The sequence below is a fragment of the Rhodospirillales bacterium genome (assembly GCA_016712595.1).
In the GTDB taxonomy this organism is placed as follows: domain Bacteria; phylum Pseudomonadota; class Alphaproteobacteria; order Rhodospirillales; family Defluviicoccaceae; genus Defluviicoccus.
In genome coordinates this window covers 1,451,086-1,468,865 of the sequence record JADJQT010000001.1, presented here as the reverse complement: position 1 = coordinate 1,468,865, position 17,780 = coordinate 1,451,086, and the positions used below count along the sequence as shown (strand labels likewise).

The window sequence follows — 17,780 nt, the reverse complement described above, 5'->3', positions numbered from 1 at the left end:
AGTTCGACACCCGAGGCATATTGCACATTAGCATATTCATATGGCGACCCCCACCCCCGTCGCGATCGCGGGAACCAAGCGACCCGGCGTACGTATCCCTTGATAAGTCCCGGTATTGGGCCGCGACTGCGGGCCGAAGGCTGGCATCGTCCTGCCTCAGGGTTGAAATCAGCTGAGGGAGCCTGCAACATTAAACATCGGTAACTGACGCGCCGCGCGAAAGAAAAATACGCTACAGCCAAGAGTTACGGGACGAATGCAAACATGGGAATGAATTGGACCCTCGAGGACATTCCCTGGTCGAGCTTTGAGTCAGGGAAGATCAACCGCAAGCTGCTCGCAGTGATCAAGACCGCGTCGCTGGTCGAGCGCAATTCGGCGGATTATGCAATCTATCTGTGTAACGTGTTCGCAGAGGACGACGCGTTTTGCGAAGCGGCCCGACAATGGGCCGAAGAAGAGGCGCAGCACGGTGAGGCCCTTGGCCGCTGGTCGGAAATGGCCGACCCGAGTTTCGATTTCGCCTCCCGCTTCGCACGGTTTGTGACGGGATATCGCATTCCGGTAACGGCGGAAAAATCGGTTCGCGGTTCACGCTGCGGCGAACTGGTGGCGCGTTGCGTCGTCGAGTCGGGCACGAGTTCGTTTTACACCGCGTTGCGCGACGCGAGCGACGAGCCGGTGCTGAGGCGGATTTGCCAGCGGATCGCCGCAGACGAGTTCCGCCACTACAAGTTGTTCTATGATACGCTGCAGGGCTACCGCGCCGCGGAAACATCCTGGCGGCTTGGCCGGTTGATGACGGCAATCGGCCGACTCCACGAAGTCGGGGACGACGAACTGTCGTTCGCCTATCATTGCGCCAACGAGGAGCCAGACCAGCCGTACAGTCGCGCACGCGCGGGCGAGGCCTATGCGCGCGTCGCGAGTAGCGTTTACAGGCGCTGGCACATCACGCGCGCGGCGAACATGATGCTCAAGGCGAGCGGCATCAGCCCACGCGGCTGGCTTGGCTGGACAGTGGCCCAGCTGGTCTGGCTCCATGTGCGTCGGCAGCAGCGCCGGGCGCTCGCCGCATGACCGGTCCCATCGCCGCGGAGCATTCGCCCGGCGCCGCACGTCCGGTGCGCAGAGGGCATAGGGGCGCGCAACCATGCGGGAACTAGAGACGAGGATCGCCGTTGTGTGTCGGCGAAGCGGTAATTGGAGTGCCGTAAATCCACTCAAAGGTCGCCATTCAGAGTGCCGCGCTTTAACGTTTCTCGCTACAATGACCACAAACAAACAGGGGTAAAGAGGCGCGAAGATGGACGAATCGGTCGACGAACGAATTCGCAGGCTTGCACAACCGCTGTGGGAATCGGCAGCGCAACCGTATGGCATGGCCATGGACTTCTGGCTGATGTCGGAACAGATGGTCGTCGAGATGATGTCGATGACAGCGCGCATGCACAATCAGGCAATCTCGCGAACCGTCCCGCCTCTCGCCGTTCGTGAACTTCCCGTCGAGGCGCCGATCAACCGGGTTCGAGAACTGGCGCAGTGCATGTGGGAATCCGCCGGGCGCCAGTATGGCATGGCCCAGGATTTCTGGCTGGCTGCGGAGCGCCATGTGCTGACCATGTTCCGCGCCACAGCAAAGGTTTCGCCAACCGCAAGCGATCCTTCGTGGGTGGCGGAATTAGCCGAGTTGCCGGCGTCCGCCTATCTCGAGCGCATCCGGGTGTTGGCATACTACTTCTGGGAGACGGCGGGGCAACGGTATGGCGATGCCCTGGATTATTGGCTACAAGCCGAGCGTGAGGTCCTCGACATGATGGCCTTGTCGGGCGAACGCGCGGCGGCGCAGGCAATGCCCGCGGAATCCGCCGTTCCGCTCGACCCGCAACCGCTCGCACCAAGCGCTCCCGCGACGAAGCCAGTCTCGCCGGAAATGAAGCCTAAGCCTAAGCCTAAGGCCAAGACCGCCGGCAATCGAGCCGTGCCGGGCGCCAAGAAAAATAGCGCTTAACCGCCCGCTGGAACGGCGTGCCCGCTGATCGGCGTTCGTACCTTTGTGCCGCATCCCGCCCGGCCCGGGCCTGCCCGACTGGCCGGTTTACGTACTCATTCGCCGCAGGGTTGCAGTCGGCCGGTAGCGGCTGAGGTAGGTCGGCAGGATAACCTCCACGGCCGTTGGCTCGATGCCGAGATCGCCGAAGGAGAGCGCGTTCGGATCGACGACATTGTCGCGACCCAAAAGCTTGATCTGATCGCGCGTCAACGGCGGTACGGGAAGAGCTTCGAGAAAAAACGCCTGAATTGCCGCGATCTCAAGCGGGATCGGTATCAACCGCCGATGGCGCCCGGTAAACGCGAGGGTCAATTGCATCACCTCGTGAAAGTCAATCACCCGCGGCCCGCCGAGCTCGAATGTTTTTCCGGCGGCGGCCAATTCATTGTCGTCAAGCAGTCGATCGATCGCCTCGGCGACATCGCCGACATAGACCGGCTGCAGTTTCACCGTGAAAACCGGCAGAACCGGGAGGACGCGGGCCATTGCGGCAAAGCGATTGAAGAACGCGTCTTCAGGGCCGAAAACCACCGAGGGGCGGACGATGCGCGCGCGCGGGAACGCCGCGCGCACGGCCGCCTCGCCCGCGGCTTTGGTCCGGGCGTATTCCGAGGGGGACGCGGGGTCACTGCCGAGCGCCGAAACATGCACGAGGCTCTGCACACCCTGTGTCATTGCCGCCCCGGCAACGATCCCGGCAGCCTCGACATGGACGCGGCGGAACGTGCGGCGGCCTCGCTGGTAAAGGATACCGACGAGATTGACCGCGGCGCGGGCGCCATCGAGTGCCTTGGTCACCGACCGTTCGTCGGTCACATCGGCAAGAATCGGCACGACCTGCCCCGGGTCACCGTAAACCTTGAGAAACGCCGCCGCTTCCAGATCGCGGACGGCGGCACGCACGATCCAGCCTCCGGCGGCGAGACGCTGAACGAGATGACGGCCGATGAAACCGGACCCGCCGAAGACGGTGACGACACGACGTTCCATGATGACCGCCCCTCCTGCCACTTTGGGAAAATTGGCTGCGCGCGCTCATTGCAGCACTCATCCGGCGCGCTTATCCTAGAAGAGCATCGTCGTCAACCATCGACAATATAAGTGGCGTCCGTCGGAAGCCGATTGACAGCCGGCGCCAGCGTACGTAGGAGAGAGCCCCGCCCGACGATCTTCGGGCGGATGCCCAGGTGGCGGAATTGGTAGACGCGCAGGTTTCAGGTACCTGTGGCCGAAAGGTCGTGGAAGTTCGAGTCTTCTCCTGGGCACCATTCGGCAAGCAAAAAGTTGAGCATATGGCAGATCAAGGCGATATGGCGTGATCCTTGGCGACGTGAGCGTCGAGGTCCACGTTGGCGACCTCCCGGCGGATGTTCGCTTCGGCGACAGCGTTGCGATCGATACGGAGACGACAGGTCTTAATCCGCATCGCGACCGGCTGTGTCTCGTTCAGCTCTTCGACGGTGACAAACGCTGTCATCTCGTCCACTTTCCACCGCACGGTCGTTGCTCGGACGCCGCCTACGATGCGCCCAATCTGGTCCGCCTGTTGTCGGATCCCGACGTGACCAAGATCTTCCACTTTGCCCGCTTCGACGTCGGTATGCTGCAGCGCTGGCTGGGAGTGGCCTGTGCGCCGGTCTACTGCACGAAAATCGCCTCACGCTTGGTGAGGACCTACACCGACCGTCACGGGCTGAAGGATTTGTGCCGGGAGCTCACCGGTGTCGAGCTGCAGAAGGAACAGCAGAGTTCCGACTGGGGCGGCGCGACGCTGACCCCCGAACAGATTTGCTATGCGGCGAACGATGTCCTGTGGCTGCATCGATTGCGGGAACGCCTGGATGCGATGTTGGAGCGGGAGGGGCGCGCCGACTTGGCAGCGGCCTGTTTCGCTTTTCTCGGTCACCGGGCGCAACTCGATCTCGCGGGCTGGGCGGAAGTGGATATTTTCTCGCATTGATCGATTGACATTAACCAGATACGCGATCTGGTGACGCCGCCGCGGGACGTCCGCGCCGTTCGGTTACGATGCAATCCGGACATCGAGCGAAAAGGCGGCGCCGAAGGCGCGCCGCCCCATGGTCCGAGGACCGTGCCGTTTCGACCGCACGGACTGACGGAAACGGTTGGCGGCAAAGGCGGATGGTGGCAAGGCCGGCGAGTCCTCGGAAACGACCGGGGAGACGACCGCGGAGACGAACAGTCATGGCATACCAAGACAGCACGATTTCTGCCGGCGACAAGGCAGACCCAGGCCTCGACTCCGCGCTCCGTGTCCTCGGACTTGAAGCCGCCGGCATCGAGGCGCTCGCCCGCTCGCTCGACAAGCATTTCACCCGCGCGCTGCAGGTCCTCGATCACGTGACCGGGCGGGTGATCGTCACTGGGATGGGCAAAAGCGGGCACATCGCGCGCAAGGTCGCGGCGACGATGGCCTCCACAGGCACGCCGGCGAGCTTCGTTCATCCCGCCGAGGCGAGCCACGGCGATCTCGGCATGGTCACGCAGGGTGATGCGGTCATCGCCTTTTCCAACTCCGGCGAGACCGCGGAACTTGCCGACCTCGTCACCTACGCCAAGCGCTTTCAGATCCCGCTGATTGGCATTACCGGGCGCGCGGGAAGCACGCTCGCAGAGGCCTCCGACGTCGCCCTGGTGCTGCCCGACAGCCCGGAGGCGTGCCCGATGGGGCTCGCGCCGACGACATCGACGACGGTCATGCTCGCGCTGGGCGACGCGATCGCTGTGGCGATGCTGGAGCGCAAGGGATTTTCCGCCGACGACTTTCACCTGCTCCACCCGGGCGGCAAACTTGGGCGCCGGCTGCTGCGGGTGGGCGCAATCATGCATACCGGGGACGCGATTCCGCTGGTCCCGCCCGAAATGCCGATGCGCGAGGCGCTGATTGTCATGTCGTCGAAGAGCTTCGGCTGCGTCGGCATCGTCGGCGACGACGGGCGGCTGCAAGGCATCATCACCGACGGCGACCTGCGCCGCCATATGGGCGATAATCTGCTGTCACTGACCGCCGGCGCGGTGATGACGGCAAAGCCGCGGGCCATCCGGCGCGACGCACTGGCAAGCGAGGCGTTGGGCGTAATGAACGTGCGCAATATCACCAATCTTTTCGTCGTCGAGGACGGCTGTCCCGTCGGCATCGTCCACGTTCATGATTGTTTGCGCGCCGGTGTCGACTGATCGGGTGCCCCCAGCGCCCCGGCCCCGCGACGATGAGCGCGTGGTTGTACCGCCGGAACCGGCGCCGGTAATCCCTATGGGCACCCATACACCGCCAGCCGCACCGCGACGCTCCGGCCCGGCGACGCTGTTCCGGGTGCTGCGTATCGTGCTGCCGGCCGTGGCGACGGCGATCGTCCTGATCGCCGTCTTCTGGCCACAGATCGCCCCGGAACAAGGCCGGTTTGGCGTCAAGGTCATTCCCGCCGACCAGACGGAGGGCGCGTCCGGAGAAGCCGCGGTCGATGCCAGCTATTCCGGTGTCGATCGCGAGGGGCGACCGTTCACCGTCACGGCGAAAAGCGTCCGCAACGATCCGGCGCTTGAGCATGTGCTGCTGTTGACCAAGCCGGACGCGAAGATCGACCTGAAAGACGCGACGACGATGACGATCGCGGCAGACACCGGTACATTCAACCGCGAGCGTCACGTCCTCGACCTCGATGGGCACGTAACGCTGAACCGCGGAGCCGATATGACTGCCGAGACAAGCCGGGCAACGATCGATCTCGACACCGGCTCTGCCGAAGGCGCGGAGCCCGTGCAAGGCCGGACAGGGTTCGGCCGGGTCACCGGCACCGGTTTTCGCATCATCGACAATGGAAAAACCGTGTTCGTCAACGGACCAGCGCGGATGATCATCAATCCTGACGCGCAACCGCGACTGCCATGATTGCACCACACATGATTGCATCAAGATTGCATGCCGCATCGTTTGCGATCACACTCGTCGGCCTCATGGCGTGGTATGGATATGCTGCCGCCGAAACAGCTGAGGAGCCGGGCGGTTCTCCGGTAACGTCCGGTGCGATTGCCATTGACGCGGACAAGGCGATTGAATGGCGCCGGGCAGAACGGATCGTCATTGCCCGCGGCAACGCCAAGGCGTCTCGCGGAGATACGCAGGTTCAAGCCGATGTGCTGACCGCGCACTACCGAAATCGGCCCGACGGTACGACGGAGGTATGGCGAATTGACGGTGACGGCGGCGTGCGTATCACGTCACCGTCACAAACGGCCACGGGCGAACGAGGGACATACGACCTGGACACCGATACCTTGACACTGACCGGCGGCAAGGACTTGGCCGTAACGACGTCAACCAGCCGCATTACCGCCGATCGCCAGATTGACTACCTAGTGGCGTCGAAGACGCTGGTCGCGCACGGCAATGCCGTCGCTGTCGACGGCGAGCGAACCGTCTATGGCGACGTCGTCACCATTCATCTGGCCGATGCTCCCAAGGGTCAGTCGCAATTTCAGAGCCTCGACGCGGAACGGAACGTCCGGTTCGTAACGGCCCAAGACGACATTCGCGCCGACCACGGCACTTACGACGCAGATAGCGGCATCGCCAAGGTGAACGGCTCGGTTAAAGTGGTGCGCGGCAGCAATGTTCTGACCGGCTGCCGCGGTGAAATCAACGTCAAGACCGGCATCAGCAAATTGCTGGCATGCGACGAGGCGCGAGACGGCGGGACGCGCGTACAGGGCGTGATCCTGCCGCAATCGCTCCGCAAGAACTGATCACGGCGGAGCGGAGCGGCGAGGCCGGCATGGCAGTCATACGAGAGACCCACGCGCTAGACATCGAGGCCGTCCCCCGCGGCGCGGCGCGGCCGCGTCTGATTGCCGGCGATCGCGGGCTGTTCGCCATCAATCTCGGCAAGCGCTACGGCCGGCGGCCGGTCGTGCGCGGCGTCAGCCTCGCGCTGCAGCGCGGTGAGGTCGTCGGCCTACTCGGCCCGAACGGCGCCGGCAAGACCACCTGCTTTTACATGATTACCGGCTTGGTCGCGCCGAACGATGGTCGCATCAGTCTTGATGGCCGCGACATCACCGGGCTGCCGATGTATCGCCGGGCCCGCCTCGGCGTCGGCTATCTATCGCAGGAGCCATCGGTGTTCCGCGGCCTGACCGTCGAGGAAAACATCCGCGCCGTGCTTGAGGTCGTCGAGCCGTCGCGGGTGCGCCGTACCTCGATCCTCGATGCCCTGCTCGAGGAATTCGCCATTGGTCACGTTCGCCATACGTCGGCGGTGGCGCTGTCCGGCGGCGAGCGCCGCCGGGTGGAGATCGCCCGCGCCCTCGCCTGCAATCCGCAGTTCATCTTCCTCGACGAGCCTTTCGCCGGCATCGATCCGATCGCGCTCAGCGACATCCGCGACCTTGTCGTGCACCTGAAGGACCGGGGAATTGGCGTTCTGATCACCGATCACAACGTCCGCGAAACGCTCGACGTCATCGATCGAGCGTATATCATCTACGACGGTAAGGTGTTAACCGAGGGAGATCCCTCGGAGATCGTCGACAACGAAGACGTTCGGCGCCTTTACCTGGGTGATCGCTTCAGCCTGTAGATCGCTGGCCATGGCGTTAACCCCTCGACTTGATCTGCGCCAGACCCAGTTATTGGTCATGACGCCGCAACTGCAGCAGGCTATCAAGCTGCTGCAGTTCTCGAGTATCGAACTTACGGAGTATATCGAGACGCAACTGGAGCAGAATCCGCTGCTTGAGCGCGATGAAAGCGTCGAGACCGTTGACTTGCCTGCGGACGCGGCCGACAACGCGACGGCGGTCGCGCGCTCGGACGGCGAGCCGACGTCGGTCGATACCGCCGTCAGCGGCGATGATCACAGCATCTCCGACGACGGGCTTGATACCGAATTCTACGATAACGTCTTCGATGGCGAGTCCTCCGGTTCGGACTGGCAGACCGACCCGCTGGGCGGCCAGTGGCAGGCGCGCGGCGGCACGTTCGATGACCACGAGTCCAATCCCGGCGAGATGGTCTCCGGCCAGATCACCTTGCAGGAGCATCTGGTCAGTCAGCTCGCGGTCGAGATCGACGATCCCATTGATCGCGTCATCGGCGTGCATCTAATCGACATGCTCGACGAATCCGGCTATCTGAGCGCCGACATTGCGCAGATCGCCGAGGTGCTCGGCTGCCCCGTCGAGCGCGTTGAAGCCGTCCTGCACCGCCTGCAGGATTTCGATCCGCCGGGGATTTTCGCCCGCTCGCTCGCCGAGTGCCTGGCGTTGCAGCTCGACGAGCGAGGCCTGCTGAACCAGCCGATGCAGGCGATGCTCGCTCATCTCCCCCTCATCGCCCGGCGCGACTGGCCGGCGCTCGCGCGCCTCTGCGGCGTCGGCACGGAAAAAGTGATGGAGATGATGGCGCGCATTCGCAGCCTCAATCCCAAGCCCGCCTCCGTCTTCGATTACGGGTTCGCGGCGCCGGTGACGCCGGACGTCATCATGCGCGCGCAGCCGGGCGGCACCTGGATCATCGAGCTGAACAGCGAGACGCTGCCGCGCGTCCTCGTCAACAATCACTATTTTACCCAGATCAGCCGCGCGGTGCGCAATCGCGAGGAAAAGCAGTTCGTCAATGAGTGCTTTCAATCAGCGAACTGGCTGGTTAAATCGCTGCATCAGCGCGCGACCACGATTCTCAAGGTGGCGAGCGAGATCATCCGCCAGCAGCAGGCATTCTTCGTCAATGGCGTACAATCCCTGCGGCCGCTGGTACTGCGCGATATTGCCGACGCCATCGGCATGCACGAGAGTACGGTGAGCCGGGTGACGTCGAACAAGTTCGTCGCGACGCCGCGCGGCATATACGAGCTGAAGTATTTCTTTACCCACGGTGTCGGCGGATCGAGCGGCGGCGAGGTGCATTCAGCGGAATCCGTACGCGACCGGATTCGCAAGATGATCAGCGCTGAGCCGCCCCAGGCGATCCTGTCCGACGACGCGCTGGCCGACGCCCTGCAGAACGAGGGCATCGACATCGCGCGTCGAACCGTGGCCAAGTACCGTGAGGCAATGCGGATTCCATCGTCGGTGCAACGGCGAAGGGAGAAGAGCGGTGAGCTATGATGACAGGACGGTCATCGCGCTCTCGCCGCGGACGCGCGATTGTGCGAGGGAGCGTATGGATACGAGCGCGCGTTTATAAGATTACAGATGACGGCGACGTGGCGGCATCGTGAGTGCCGCTGCCACGTCGCCGTCCGATCAAAGGCGGTGAATTGATGGAGCTATTGGTCAAAGGCAAAAGCCTGGACGTCGGAGAGGCGCTTCGCGGCTACGTCGAAGAGCACATGGGCGCGGCGGTATCAAAGTATTTCGCCAAGGCACACGATGCGCTGGTGACGATTTCGCGGGAAAAGCACCTGTTTCACGTCGATATCTCGGTGCATCCAATGCGCGGCCTGCTGGTCCAGGGACACTGCGCCGCCGAGGACGTCTACGCGGCGTTCGATGCCGCGCTCGAGCGCATCGCCAAGCAGCTGCGCCGCTACAAGCGCCGGCTGAACGATCACCACAAGCGGCGATCGGCGGACGATGCCGAAATCCTGCCGGCGCAGCAGTACATCATCGCTGCAGAAACGGTGGACGACGAGTTGCCGGTCGACGGGCAGCCGGCGATCATTGCCGAACTGCCGACCGAGATCGCCACGCTGAGTGTCGGCGAGGCGGTCATGCGCATGGACCTCGGCGATCTTCCGGCGCTGATGTTCCGCAATACGGCGAGCGGCACGCTTAATGTCGTCTATCGCCGCTCTGACGGCAACATCGGCTGGATCGACCCTGCCAATACGCGTCCTGTGTGAAGTGCTGAGGCAGAATGGATATCGCTAGTCTCCTGACCCCGGAATCGGTCGTCGCCAAGTTGCGGGCGACGAGCAAGAAGCAGGCGCTGCAGGACCTCGCCCGCCGCGCCGCCGATATCACCGGGCAGTCGGAAAAGGCCATCTTCTCGACGCTGATGAAGCGCGAGCGGCTGGGCACCACCGGCGTTGGCAACGGCATCGCCATTCCGCACGGCAAGCTCGCCAACCTCGACCGGCTGTACGGGATGTTCGCCCGGCTTGAGCATCCGATCGATTTTGATGCGATCGACGACCGTCCGGTCGACCTTTTGTTCCTGCTCCTGGCGCCGGAGTCCTCGGGCGCCGACCACCTCAAGGCGCTGGCTCGCGTCTCCCGCCTCCTGCGCGATAAGATCGCGTGCGAAAAGCTGCGTGGAACGGACGACGCCGAGGCACTCTACGCGCTGCTGATCGACACAACGGCGAGTTGGGCGGCATAAACCGCGGCGGGAGCGCGAGAAAGGGGGCGCGAAATAATCTCGCCCTCTTGCTGCGGAGAAACCGGACATTGGTTCGCGGCCGGGTTGGCCATTCCTTCTTGGTCGCGGCTTCGAGCCAATGCGGCGTCAGGCGGTCGGGGTCTGGCGGGGAAAGAAGGTGGCAAGGCCAGCGCCGGTGCCGTCGTGCGAGCGCTCTCAGGCAAGTGTGGGGGTAAAACCCTATGTCGCGTCCGGATCGAGAGGTTCGGGCAACGCCGTCGGTGTCGCATCGCTCACGCCGGCCGCGTCGCGCAGGCTCTGGATCGCCGGTCGCGCATCGAGCAGCCCCGCCGCGCGCAGTTCCTCGACATTGGGAAGATCCGACAGCGCCGCCAGACCGAAATGGCGCAGGAAGGCCTCGGTGGTCGCCCAGGTCACCGGCCGCCCAGGCGTCTCCCTGCGGCCCTTCGGTGTGATCCAGCCATTGTCGAACAAGACATCGAGCGTCCCCTTGCTGAGCTGAACACCGCGGATTTCCTCGACGTCGCCGCGAGTCACCGGCTGGTGATAGGCGATGATCGCAAGCGTCTCGATCGCGGCGCGGGAGAGCTTCTTTTCCACCGTCCGCTCGCGCACGAGAAGCGGCGCGAGGTCCGGCGCGGTCGCGAACGCCCAGCTTGAGCCCGCCTTAACCAGCTGTACGCCGCGCCCGGAATAGCTTTCCGAGACGCACTGCAGCAGCGTGCGCACGTCGGTGCCGTCGGGCAGGCGTTGGGCCAGCTCGCGTTCCGTCATCGGCTCGGCGGCGGCAAAGAGGATTGCCTCCACCAGACGCGCGAGTTGCTGCTCATTGCGATGGGTCGATGCCATCACGCTCCCCATCTGCGTTGTGCCTGACGTAGATCGGACCGAAGGGCTGGTTCCGCCGCACCACCCCCCGGCCCTGACGGACCAGTTCGAGCATCGCCACGAACGTTGCGGCGAGCGAAGAACGGGCGGTCAGGCTGCCGGCGCGCAGGCCTTCAAGCGCCCCCGCCGGAAGATAGCGCATCAGGCTTTCCCAGCCTGGTGCCTGGCCGAGACTGAGATGGATGCGGGCAAGTGCCGCTTCGACTGAATCGAGCTCGATCGGCTCCGAAAGATCGAGCGGCTCATCGCGGCGCCGACGACGCAGATGATCACCATACGCGCGCAAAAGATCATGCAGGCCCGCCCGAACCGAGGTCGCGATGCGCTCCTCGACCGTCTCGGGCCGTCCCCGCGACCAGAAATCGCGGCCAAGCTGCGGGCGGGCGAACAAGGCGGCGCCAGCTTCGCGCATGCCATCAAGCCGGCGTAACTGAAACGCCAGCGCTCCCGCCATCTCGTCCGATGACGGCTCTTCCGGGCCCTCCGGCTCCGGCAGGAGCAGGCGCGACTTCAGCTCGGCGAGCCACGCCGCCATCACCAGGTATTCGGCGGCAAGCTCGAGGCTCGCCCGCCGCGCCTCCGCCACGTAGGCCAAGTACTGATCGGCAAGCTGGACGATCGAGATCTGCCGCAGATCGACTTTCTGGGTGCGGGCCAGCGCCAGCAGCAGGTCGACCGGCCCTTCCCAGCCGTCGACATCGACGATGAACGCGGCGTCGGGCGCGGGCTCTGCGGTGGTGATCGCATCGTCACCCGCATCATTGCGCAGGGCGGACGGCGACGGGCTCACGACACCCCGACAAGCGCGAAGATCACCCGGCTCAGCCAGTCGGCCGGCTCGACGACTAGCCACTGCATGACCGGGAAATTGAAGTCAAGCGTCCGCCCGAGCCAGGGCAGCACGAAGACGACGGCAAGGATGATGAAGAAGCCGTACGGCTCGACGCGTGCGAGCGCGCGCGCCGCCGGATCGGGCAGGATGCCGACGGCGACCCGTCCGCCGTCCAGCGGCGGTAACGGCAGCATGTTGAAGACGGCGAGCAGGATGTTCATGCCGACGGCGTTGAACAGATTGGCGTACCACCACAGTTCCAAGGCCGAGGGATCGACCGGCATGAAACGGATGAAGACGGCGGCGATCAGCGCCATCGCAAGGTTGATGCCCGGACCGGCGCCCGCAACCAGAACCATGTCGCGGCGCGGGTGATGCAGCCGGCGAAAATCCACCGGGACGGGTTTGGCAAAGCCAAACATCGCCTGGCCGTTCGACGCCAGCAGCAGCATTGCCGGCAAAACGATCGTGCCGAACGGATCGATGTGGCGGAGTGGATTGAACGTCACCCGGCCGAGGCGCAGGGCGGTATCGTCACCCAGCTTCGAGGCGACCCAGCCGTGCGCCGCCTCGTGCAAGGTGATCGCCAGCAACACCGGGATCACCAGGACAGAGATCTGATAGAGAACCTCGTGCATGGTCAGGCCACCGCCCGATCGGCGATCAGGTTCTCGAGCCGAGTCAACGCCGCGATGGCATCAAACGGCTCTGCCGTGATGGCGCGCAGCGCCTGTGCGCGTTCGAGCCGCGCCTGTGCTGCCGACGTCAGCGACGGACATGCCTTCGCCACGTCCTGCATCTGCGCGATATCGCCGTTGCAGTGCAGAACGACGTCGCAACCGGCGGCGAGTGCCGCGTGCGTGCGTGCCGCGGGAGTCCCGGCGAGCGCCCGCATGCACAGATCGTCCGAGATCAGCAGGCCGTCGAAGCCGATCCCCTCGCGGATGACCCGGCCAACGACTGCGGGGGACGTCGTCGCCGGGTGGAGCGGATCAATGGTGGAGAAGACGACATGCGCCGTCATCGCCAAAGGCATGTCGGCGAGGGCCGCGAAGGGCGCAAAGTCGCACCGCTCCAGTTCCTCGGCTTCGGCGCCAACAACTGGCAGCGATTCGTGACTGTCTAAGGTCGCCCGCCCATGGCCTGGAATGTGCTTGATCACCGGCAGCACGCCCCCTGCGATCAGCCCGGCGCAGGTGGCGCGACCCAGCAGGGCGACGATCTGCCCGTCATGCGAGAACGCGCGATCGCCGATGATGGCGTGTCCTTCCGGCCGGCGCACGTCGAGCAGCGGCGTACAGTCGACGGTAATGCCGAGATCGGCGAGATCGGCCGCGATCAGCCGCGCGTTGAGCCACGCGGCGGCGATCGCCCGGCGCTCGTCGCGTGCGGCGAGGGCACCGAAGACTCCCGGCGGCGGCGCCGCGCGCCAGTGAGGCGGCCCGAGGCGCTGCACCCGTCCGCCCTCCTGGTCGATCAGGACCGGGGCGTCCTCGCGGCCAACCGCCGCGCGCAGCGCGCACACGAGCGCGCGTACCTGGCCCGGATCGACGCAGTTGCGGGCAAAGAGAATAAAACCGAGCGGCTGGCAGTCGGCGAAGAACTGCCGCTCCGCCCCGCTCAACACCGGCCCGGCGAGGCCGAAGATCGCTGCTCGCGGCAGAGAGCCGCCCATCTCAGGCGCCGGACCGGATGATAATGCAGGGCACGCCGCGTTGAGACAGCGACTTGCAGGTCTGCCGGGCGCCAGCCTCACTCGCGATCGGCCCGGCGCGCAGGCGATAGAAGACGCCGCGATCACCAAGATCGGCGCGCGCGACACTGGGCGCCAAGCCGCCGAGGATGTCGGCATTCTTGCTCTTCAGACGCGTCCAGGCGGTATTGGCGTCGCTTTCCGAGCGCCCGGCGAACAACTGAATGACGTACGCCCCGGACGCAGGCGCCGACTTGGCCGCCGATGGCGCCGCCGGCTGGGCCCGCGCCACCTCCTTCGCCGGCGGCGGGGGCGTCTCGCTGGTACCGGTTGCACCGGATTGTTTGCGCGGGACTGGGCTCACCGCGGCTTTCGGCGGGGGAGCTGGCTTAATCGGCGGAATCGCCTTGATATCCGGCTCGGCGCCCGGCTCGTCCTCAGGCACCGACGGCGCCGCCTGCGATTGATACGGTGACGGCGGGATCTGATCCAGGCTCGAGGATTTCGCCGGCGCCTCGGGCTCGCCGGCCGTCGGCCGCTCGCCCGGGTGCGCCGGCGCCGACGGCGGCGACAACGGCTGTTCTGGTTCGGGAAGAAGGCGCTCCACCGGCGCCTTGCCGTCCGGCCCCCCGTGCATCCGGCCATAGACGAGCAGGTCCTGGTTGGGAACGTCCATGCCGCCCGGGTGTTCGGGCGTGACCTTGATCGGCTGATCTTCAGCCTTGATCAGCGGCGCCTCCGCCGGCGCGCCCGCCTGCCGGTCATCACCACCGGAAAACAGCAGCGCCAGGACGATGATGACGATAAGCGCCAGCGCGCACAGCCCTGCCAGCAGCAAAACGTTCCGGCGGCGCAGCAGCCCCCCCGGCAACAGACCCCGCGGCGGTTGAGAGGGCACGGGCCGGTCGGGAATCTCGATGCTGTCGAGCGGTGGCGGTTCCGAGACCATCAGCGAAGCTCCTCGACCGGCTCAACGCCGATCACATCCAGGCCGGAGGCAATGACGAGCTGCGTCGCGCGGACAAGCGCCAGCCGCGCCACGGTCATCGGCAGGTCATCAAGGTGAATGAATCGCAACTGCGCATCCTCCTTGCCCTTGGTCCACAGTCCGTGAAACGCCTGCGCCACATCCTGCAGAAAGAAGGCAATGCGGTGGGGCTCGTGCGCCTCGGCCGCGCTCTCCACCAGGCGCGGCCACCCCGCCAGGACCTTGATCAAACCAAGCTCGACCGGGTCGGTCAAGCGGACGAACGGCGCCTGCCCCAATCGCGCGTCGTCGATCGCCGCATCGCCCATCTCCGCCGCCGCGTGGCGGAGCACCGAGCAGCAGCGCGCGTGCGCGTACTGGACATAGAAGACCGGGTTGTCGCGCGTCTCCTGGGTCACCTTCTGGAAGTCGAAATCGAGCGGTGCGTCGTTCTTGCGGGTGAGCATGATGAAGCGAAAGACGTCGCGGCCGACCCGGTCGACGACATCGCGCAGCGTTACGAACGTGCCCGCCCGTTTCGACATGCGCACCGGCTGCCCGCCCTCGAGAAGATTAACGAGCTGACAGAGCTTTACGTCGAGCGCGCCGGCGCCGCCGGTCAGGGCGTCGACCGCCGCTTGCATGCGCTTGACGTAGCCGCCGTGATCGGCGCCCCAGACGTCGATCATCGTCGGAAAGCCACGGCGAAACTTGTCGAGGTGGTAGGCGATGTCGGCGGCGAAGTAGGTCCAGGAGCCGTCCGATTTCTTCAGCGGCCGGTCGACCTCGTCGCCGAATCGGGTGGAGCGGAACAAAGTCTGCGGGCGCGCCTCCCAGTCGTCCGGCAGCTTGCCTTTCGGCGGCTCGAGCACGCCTTCATAGATCAGACCGGCGTCGTCCAGCATGCGCAACGCCGAATCGACTCCCCCCGCCTCGACCATTGCCCGCTCCGAGGCGATCACCTGAAAGTGGATTCCAAGCGCAGCAAGGTCGGCGCTGATCAGCAGCAGCATCCGTTCGACGGCGAAGTCGCGAAAGATCGGCAGCCATTCCCATTCCGGCGCGACCGCCCAGCGATCCCCGTCGAGGGCCGCCAGCGCCTCGGCGACGGGAACCAGATAATCGCCGCCGTACTGAACCTCGCCGCTCGTCCGTTTCTCCTCGAACGTCTCCGGCTGTTCGGCACCGATCGCGATCAGGTAGCGAAGCCGCAGCGAGCGGGCGAGCGCGTCAACCTGACCGCCGGCGTCGTTGACGTAGTATTCGCGGGTGACGTGGAAACCCGCTTTCGCCAGCAGGCCCGCCAGCGCGTCGCCGACGACCGCACCGCGGCCGTGACCGACGTGTAGCGGACCCGTCGGGTTGGCGGAAACGTACTCGATATTCACCGGCCGGCCGTTGCCCAACTGCGAATCGCCGTAGGATCGCCCGGCACTAAGAATCTCGACCAGCCGGGCGTGCCAGAACTGATCCGACAGCCGCAGATTGATGAACCCGGGGCCGGCGACCTCGACGGCGTCAACATCCGGCAGCTTGAGCAGCCGCTCGGCGAGCAGGGCGGCAAGCTCGCGCGGCTTGCGGCGAGCGGCGGACGCCAATGCCATGGCGGCGTTCGAGGCGATGTCGCCGTGTGCACCGTCACGCGGCGGATCGACGGCGATCCGATCGAGGTCGAGGCCGGCCGGGAGAGCTCCGGCGGCGATGAGCGCGTCGATCTCGGCGACGATGGCGGATTGGAAATAACGAAAGAGATTCATGAGGTCCGTGATTGTACGTCGAACAGGCGCCGATGCTCGTCGGCGGCGAAACGGTCGGTCATGCCGGCAATATAATCGGCGACGACGCGCGCCGCTTCGGGCTTCGCCATCCCCTCGGCCCGCCGCCGCCACTCCGTCGGCAGGCACTCCGGCTCGACCAGAAAGAGCTCGAACAGCGCACGCACCAGCCGGCGTGCCTTGCTGGTCATCCGGTTCAGCTTGTAGTGCCGGTACATGTGTCGCCGCAAGAACGCCTTCAGCGCCCGGTCGTTTTCCTGCATCTCGGCGGAGAACGCCGCGACCGGCCGGCCGGCGCGCCGCACCGCGTCGACCGAGGCGGGACCAAGCTCAGCGATTCGCCGGCTGCTCTCGGTGACGAGATCGCCGACCATGTGGCCGATCAGCCGGCGAACCGCCTCGTGAATCAGCCGCGATGCCTCGATTCCGGGATAGCGGGCGCGAACGTTGGCGAACATCTCGCCGACCAGCGGTACCGCGCGCAAATCATCGATGGCGAAAAGCCCGGCGCGCAGACCGTCGTCGATGTCGTGATTGTTATAGGCGATGTCGTCCGCCAATGCCGCCACCTGTGCCTCGGGACCGGCGTAGGTGTCGAGTTCGAGGTCGTGGTGATGCGCATAATCGCGAATCGCCTCCGGCAGCGGTGGCAAGTCCGGACCGCCAACGAGCGGGCCGTTATGCTTGACGACGCCTTCCAGTGTCTCCCAGGTCAGATTGAGACCGTCGAACTCGGCGTATCGCTGCTCGAGGTGAACGACGACCCGCAGACTCTGGGCATTGTGATCGAACCCGCCGAAGGGCCGCATCATGTCCTTCAGGGCATCCTCGCCGGCATGGCCGAACGGCGGGTGCCCGAGGTCGTGGGCCAGGGCCAGGGCCTCAGCCAGATCCTCGTTGAGGCAAAGTGAGCGGCAGATCGAGCGGGCGATCTGCGAAACCTCGAGACTATGGGTCAGGCGCGTGCGGAAGAAGTCGCCCTCGTGATTGACGAACACCTGGGTCTTGTACTCCAGGCGGCGAAACGCGGCGGAATGAATGATCCGGTCCCGGTCGCGCTGGAAGCACGAGCGCGATTCGCTCTCCGGCTCCGCGTGCAGGCGACCTCGGCTCTCCTCGGGCCGGCACGCCCATGGGGCGAGGTGATCCGCGGTGGTCATAACGCCAGCGTACAAACGCCCCCCTCCGGCGGCAACGCCTGTTTGCACGCCCATCTGCTGCCTCGGGCCGG

Annotated in this window: 18 protein-coding genes and 1 tRNA gene; 11 read left to right on the top strand and 8 right to left on the bottom strand. The window is 65.2% G+C overall.

The genetic code is table 11. The features are described 5' to 3' along the window. Nucleotides 1-270 precede the first annotated feature (270 nt). Nucleotides 271-1,080 (top strand): ferritin-like domain-containing protein, encoded by an 810-nt coding sequence (locus tag IPK66_06700; GenBank protein MBK8174946.1) that lies wholly within the window; start codon nt 271-273, stop codon nt 1,078-1,080. 226 nt (nt 1,081-1,306) lie between these two features. Continuing rightward, entirely contained in the window at nt 1,307-2,011 is a 705-nt protein-coding gene (locus tag IPK66_06695) for a DUF2934 domain-containing protein (protein MBK8174945.1), read from the top strand. A gap of 87 nt (nt 2,012-2,098) precedes the next feature. Here the strand turns inward: IPK66_06695 and IPK66_06690 are convergent, their stop codons facing one another. Beyond that, nucleotides 2,099-3,043 carry a complex I NDUFA9 subunit family protein gene (locus IPK66_06690; protein MBK8174944.1) on the bottom strand — a complete coding sequence of 315 codons (945 nt, stop codon included), beginning with the start codon at nt 3,041-3,043 and terminating at the stop codon, nt 2,099-2,101. Between the two features lie 191 nt (nt 3,044-3,234). Here IPK66_06690 and IPK66_06685 point away from each other — a divergent pair. The 9 genes from IPK66_06685 (at nt 3,235) to ptsN (ending at nt 10,394) form a co-directional block, all read left to right on the top strand. After that, nucleotides 3,235-3,321 (top strand) — tRNA-Leu (locus IPK66_06685). 62 nt (nt 3,322-3,383) lie between these two features. Then, nucleotides 3,384-4,013 (top strand): ribonuclease D, encoded by a 630-nt coding sequence (locus tag IPK66_06680; GenBank protein ID MBK8174943.1) that lies wholly within the window; start codon nt 3,384-3,386, stop codon nt 4,011-4,013. Nucleotides 4,014-4,258: 245 nt separating this feature from the next. Further along, entirely contained in the window at nt 4,259-5,251 is a 993-nt protein-coding gene (locus IPK66_06675) for a KpsF/GutQ family sugar-phosphate isomerase (protein MBK8174942.1), read from the top strand. Nucleotides 5,252-5,291: 40 nt separating this feature from the next. Next, complete coding sequence (gene lptC, locus IPK66_06670; GenBank protein ID MBK8174941.1) at nt 5,292-5,963, top strand: LPS export ABC transporter periplasmic protein LptC; 672 nt, start codon at nt 5,292-5,294, stop codon at nt 5,961-5,963. A gap of 11 nt (nt 5,964-5,974) precedes the next feature. Further along, the gene (locus tag IPK66_06665; protein ID MBK8174940.1) at nt 5,975-6,817 is read left to right on the top strand and encodes a hypothetical protein; all 843 of its coding nucleotides are present in this window, start codon (nt 5,975-5,977) and stop codon (nt 6,815-6,817) included. A gap of 29 nt (nt 6,818-6,846) precedes the next feature. Continuing rightward, complete coding sequence (lptB, locus tag IPK66_06660) at nt 6,847-7,650, top strand: LPS export ABC transporter ATP-binding protein (GenBank protein MBK8174939.1); 804 nt, start codon at nt 6,847-6,849, stop codon at nt 7,648-7,650. Nucleotides 7,651-7,660: 10 nt separating this feature from the next. Beyond that, nucleotides 7,661-9,178 carry an RNA polymerase factor sigma-54 gene (gene rpoN, locus IPK66_06655; protein MBK8174938.1) on the top strand — a complete coding sequence of 506 codons (1,518 nt, stop codon included), beginning with the start codon at nt 7,661-7,663 and terminating at the stop codon, nt 9,176-9,178. A gap of 155 nt (nt 9,179-9,333) precedes the next feature. Further along, a complete protein-coding gene (gene raiA, locus IPK66_06650) occupies nt 9,334-9,915 on the top strand; it encodes a ribosome-associated translation inhibitor RaiA (GenBank protein MBK8174937.1) in 582 nt (193 codons plus the stop codon). Nucleotides 9,916-9,929: 14 nt separating this feature from the next. Then, a complete protein-coding gene (gene ptsN, locus IPK66_06645) occupies nt 9,930-10,394 on the top strand; it encodes a PTS IIA-like nitrogen regulatory protein PtsN (protein MBK8174936.1) in 465 nt (154 codons plus the stop codon). 219 nt (nt 10,395-10,613) lie between these two features. On the opposite strand, the gene scpB is transcribed toward ptsN, so the two are convergent. The 7 genes from scpB to IPK66_06610 are packed head-to-tail and all read right to left on the bottom strand — an operon-like array spanning nt 10,614 to nt 17,709. After that, nucleotides 10,614-11,255: an SMC-Scp complex subunit ScpB gene (gene scpB, locus IPK66_06640; GenBank protein MBK8174935.1), complete on the bottom strand. Its 642-nt coding sequence runs from the start codon at nt 11,253-11,255 to the stop codon at nt 10,614-10,616. Next, the gene (locus IPK66_06635) at nt 11,221-12,024 is read right to left on the bottom strand and encodes a segregation/condensation protein A (protein MBK8174934.1); all 804 of its coding nucleotides are present in this window, start codon (nt 12,022-12,024) and stop codon (nt 11,221-11,223) included. The genes scpB and IPK66_06635 overlap by 35 nt, the downstream gene beginning before the upstream one ends. Nucleotides 12,025-12,068: 44 nt before the next feature. Beyond that, complete coding sequence (locus IPK66_06630) at nt 12,069-12,752, bottom strand: site-2 protease family protein (GenBank protein MBK8174933.1); 684 nt, start codon at nt 12,750-12,752, stop codon at nt 12,069-12,071. A 2-nt stretch (nt 12,753-12,754) separates the two neighbouring features. Continuing rightward, the gene (gene nagZ, locus IPK66_06625; protein MBK8174932.1) at nt 12,755-13,789 is read right to left on the bottom strand and encodes a beta-N-acetylhexosaminidase; all 1,035 of its coding nucleotides are present in this window, start codon (nt 13,787-13,789) and stop codon (nt 12,755-12,757) included. Nucleotide 13,790: 1 nt separating this feature from the next. Continuing rightward, nucleotides 13,791-14,756: an SPOR domain-containing protein gene (locus IPK66_06620; protein MBK8174931.1), complete on the bottom strand. Its 966-nt coding sequence runs from the start codon at nt 14,754-14,756 to the stop codon at nt 13,791-13,793. Beyond that, on the bottom strand, nt 14,756-16,531 hold the full coding sequence (locus IPK66_06615; protein MBK8174930.1) for an arginine--tRNA ligase: 1,776 nt from the start codon (nt 16,529-16,531) through the stop codon (nt 14,756-14,758). Before IPK66_06615 ends, IPK66_06620 begins: the two co-directional genes overlap by 1 nt. Beyond that, nucleotides 16,528-17,709 carry a deoxyguanosinetriphosphate triphosphohydrolase gene (locus tag IPK66_06610; GenBank protein MBK8174929.1) on the bottom strand — a complete coding sequence of 394 codons (1,182 nt, stop codon included), beginning with the start codon at nt 17,707-17,709 and terminating at the stop codon, nt 16,528-16,530. The genes IPK66_06615 and IPK66_06610 overlap by 4 nt, the downstream gene beginning before the upstream one ends. Nucleotides 17,710-17,780 lie beyond the last annotated feature (71 nt).

Excerpts from the sequence above, each read along its gene's own strand:
- raiA (MBK8174937.1), top strand. The coding sequence starts at position 9,334 with ATGGAGCTATTGGTCAAAGGCAAAAGCCTGGACGTCGGAGAGGCGCTT.
- IPK66_06620 (MBK8174931.1), bottom strand. The coding sequence starts at position 14,756 with ATGGTCTCGGAACCGCCACCGCTCGACAGCATCGAGATTCCCGACCGG.
- IPK66_06700 (MBK8174946.1), top strand. The coding sequence starts at position 271 with ATGAATTGGACCCTCGAGGACATTCCCTGGTCGAGCTTTGAGTCAGGG.
- rpoN (MBK8174938.1), top strand. The coding sequence starts at position 7,661 with ATGGCGTTAACCCCTCGACTTGATCTGCGCCAGACCCAGTTATTGGTC.
- IPK66_06695 (MBK8174945.1), top strand. The coding sequence starts at position 1,307 with ATGGACGAATCGGTCGACGAACGAATTCGCAGGCTTGCACAACCGCTG.
- IPK66_06690 (MBK8174944.1), bottom strand. The coding sequence starts at position 3,043 with ATGGAACGTCGTGTCGTCACCGTCTTCGGCGGGTCCGGTTTCATCGGC.
- IPK66_06630 (MBK8174933.1), bottom strand. The coding sequence starts at position 12,752 with ATGCACGAGGTTCTCTATCAGATCTCTGTCCTGGTGATCCCGGTGTTG.
- scpB (MBK8174935.1), bottom strand. The coding sequence starts at position 11,255 with ATGGGGAGCGTGATGGCATCGACCCATCGCAATGAGCAGCAACTCGCG.
- nagZ (MBK8174932.1), bottom strand. The coding sequence starts at position 13,789 with ATGGGCGGCTCTCTGCCGCGAGCAGCGATCTTCGGCCTCGCCGGGCCG.
- ptsN (MBK8174936.1), top strand. The coding sequence starts at position 9,930 with ATGGATATCGCTAGTCTCCTGACCCCGGAATCGGTCGTCGCCAAGTTG.
- IPK66_06610 (MBK8174929.1), bottom strand. The coding sequence starts at position 17,709 with ATGACCACCGCGGATCACCTCGCCCCATGGGCGTGCCGGCCCGAGGAG.
- IPK66_06675 (MBK8174942.1), top strand. The coding sequence starts at position 4,259 with ATGGCATACCAAGACAGCACGATTTCTGCCGGCGACAAGGCAGACCCA.
- IPK66_06615 (MBK8174930.1), bottom strand. The coding sequence starts at position 16,531 with ATGAATCTCTTTCGTTATTTCCAATCCGCCATCGTCGCCGAGATCGAC.
- IPK66_06665 (MBK8174940.1), top strand. The coding sequence starts at position 5,975 with ATGATTGCATCAAGATTGCATGCCGCATCGTTTGCGATCACACTCGTC.
- lptB (MBK8174939.1), top strand. The coding sequence starts at position 6,847 with ATGGCAGTCATACGAGAGACCCACGCGCTAGACATCGAGGCCGTCCCC.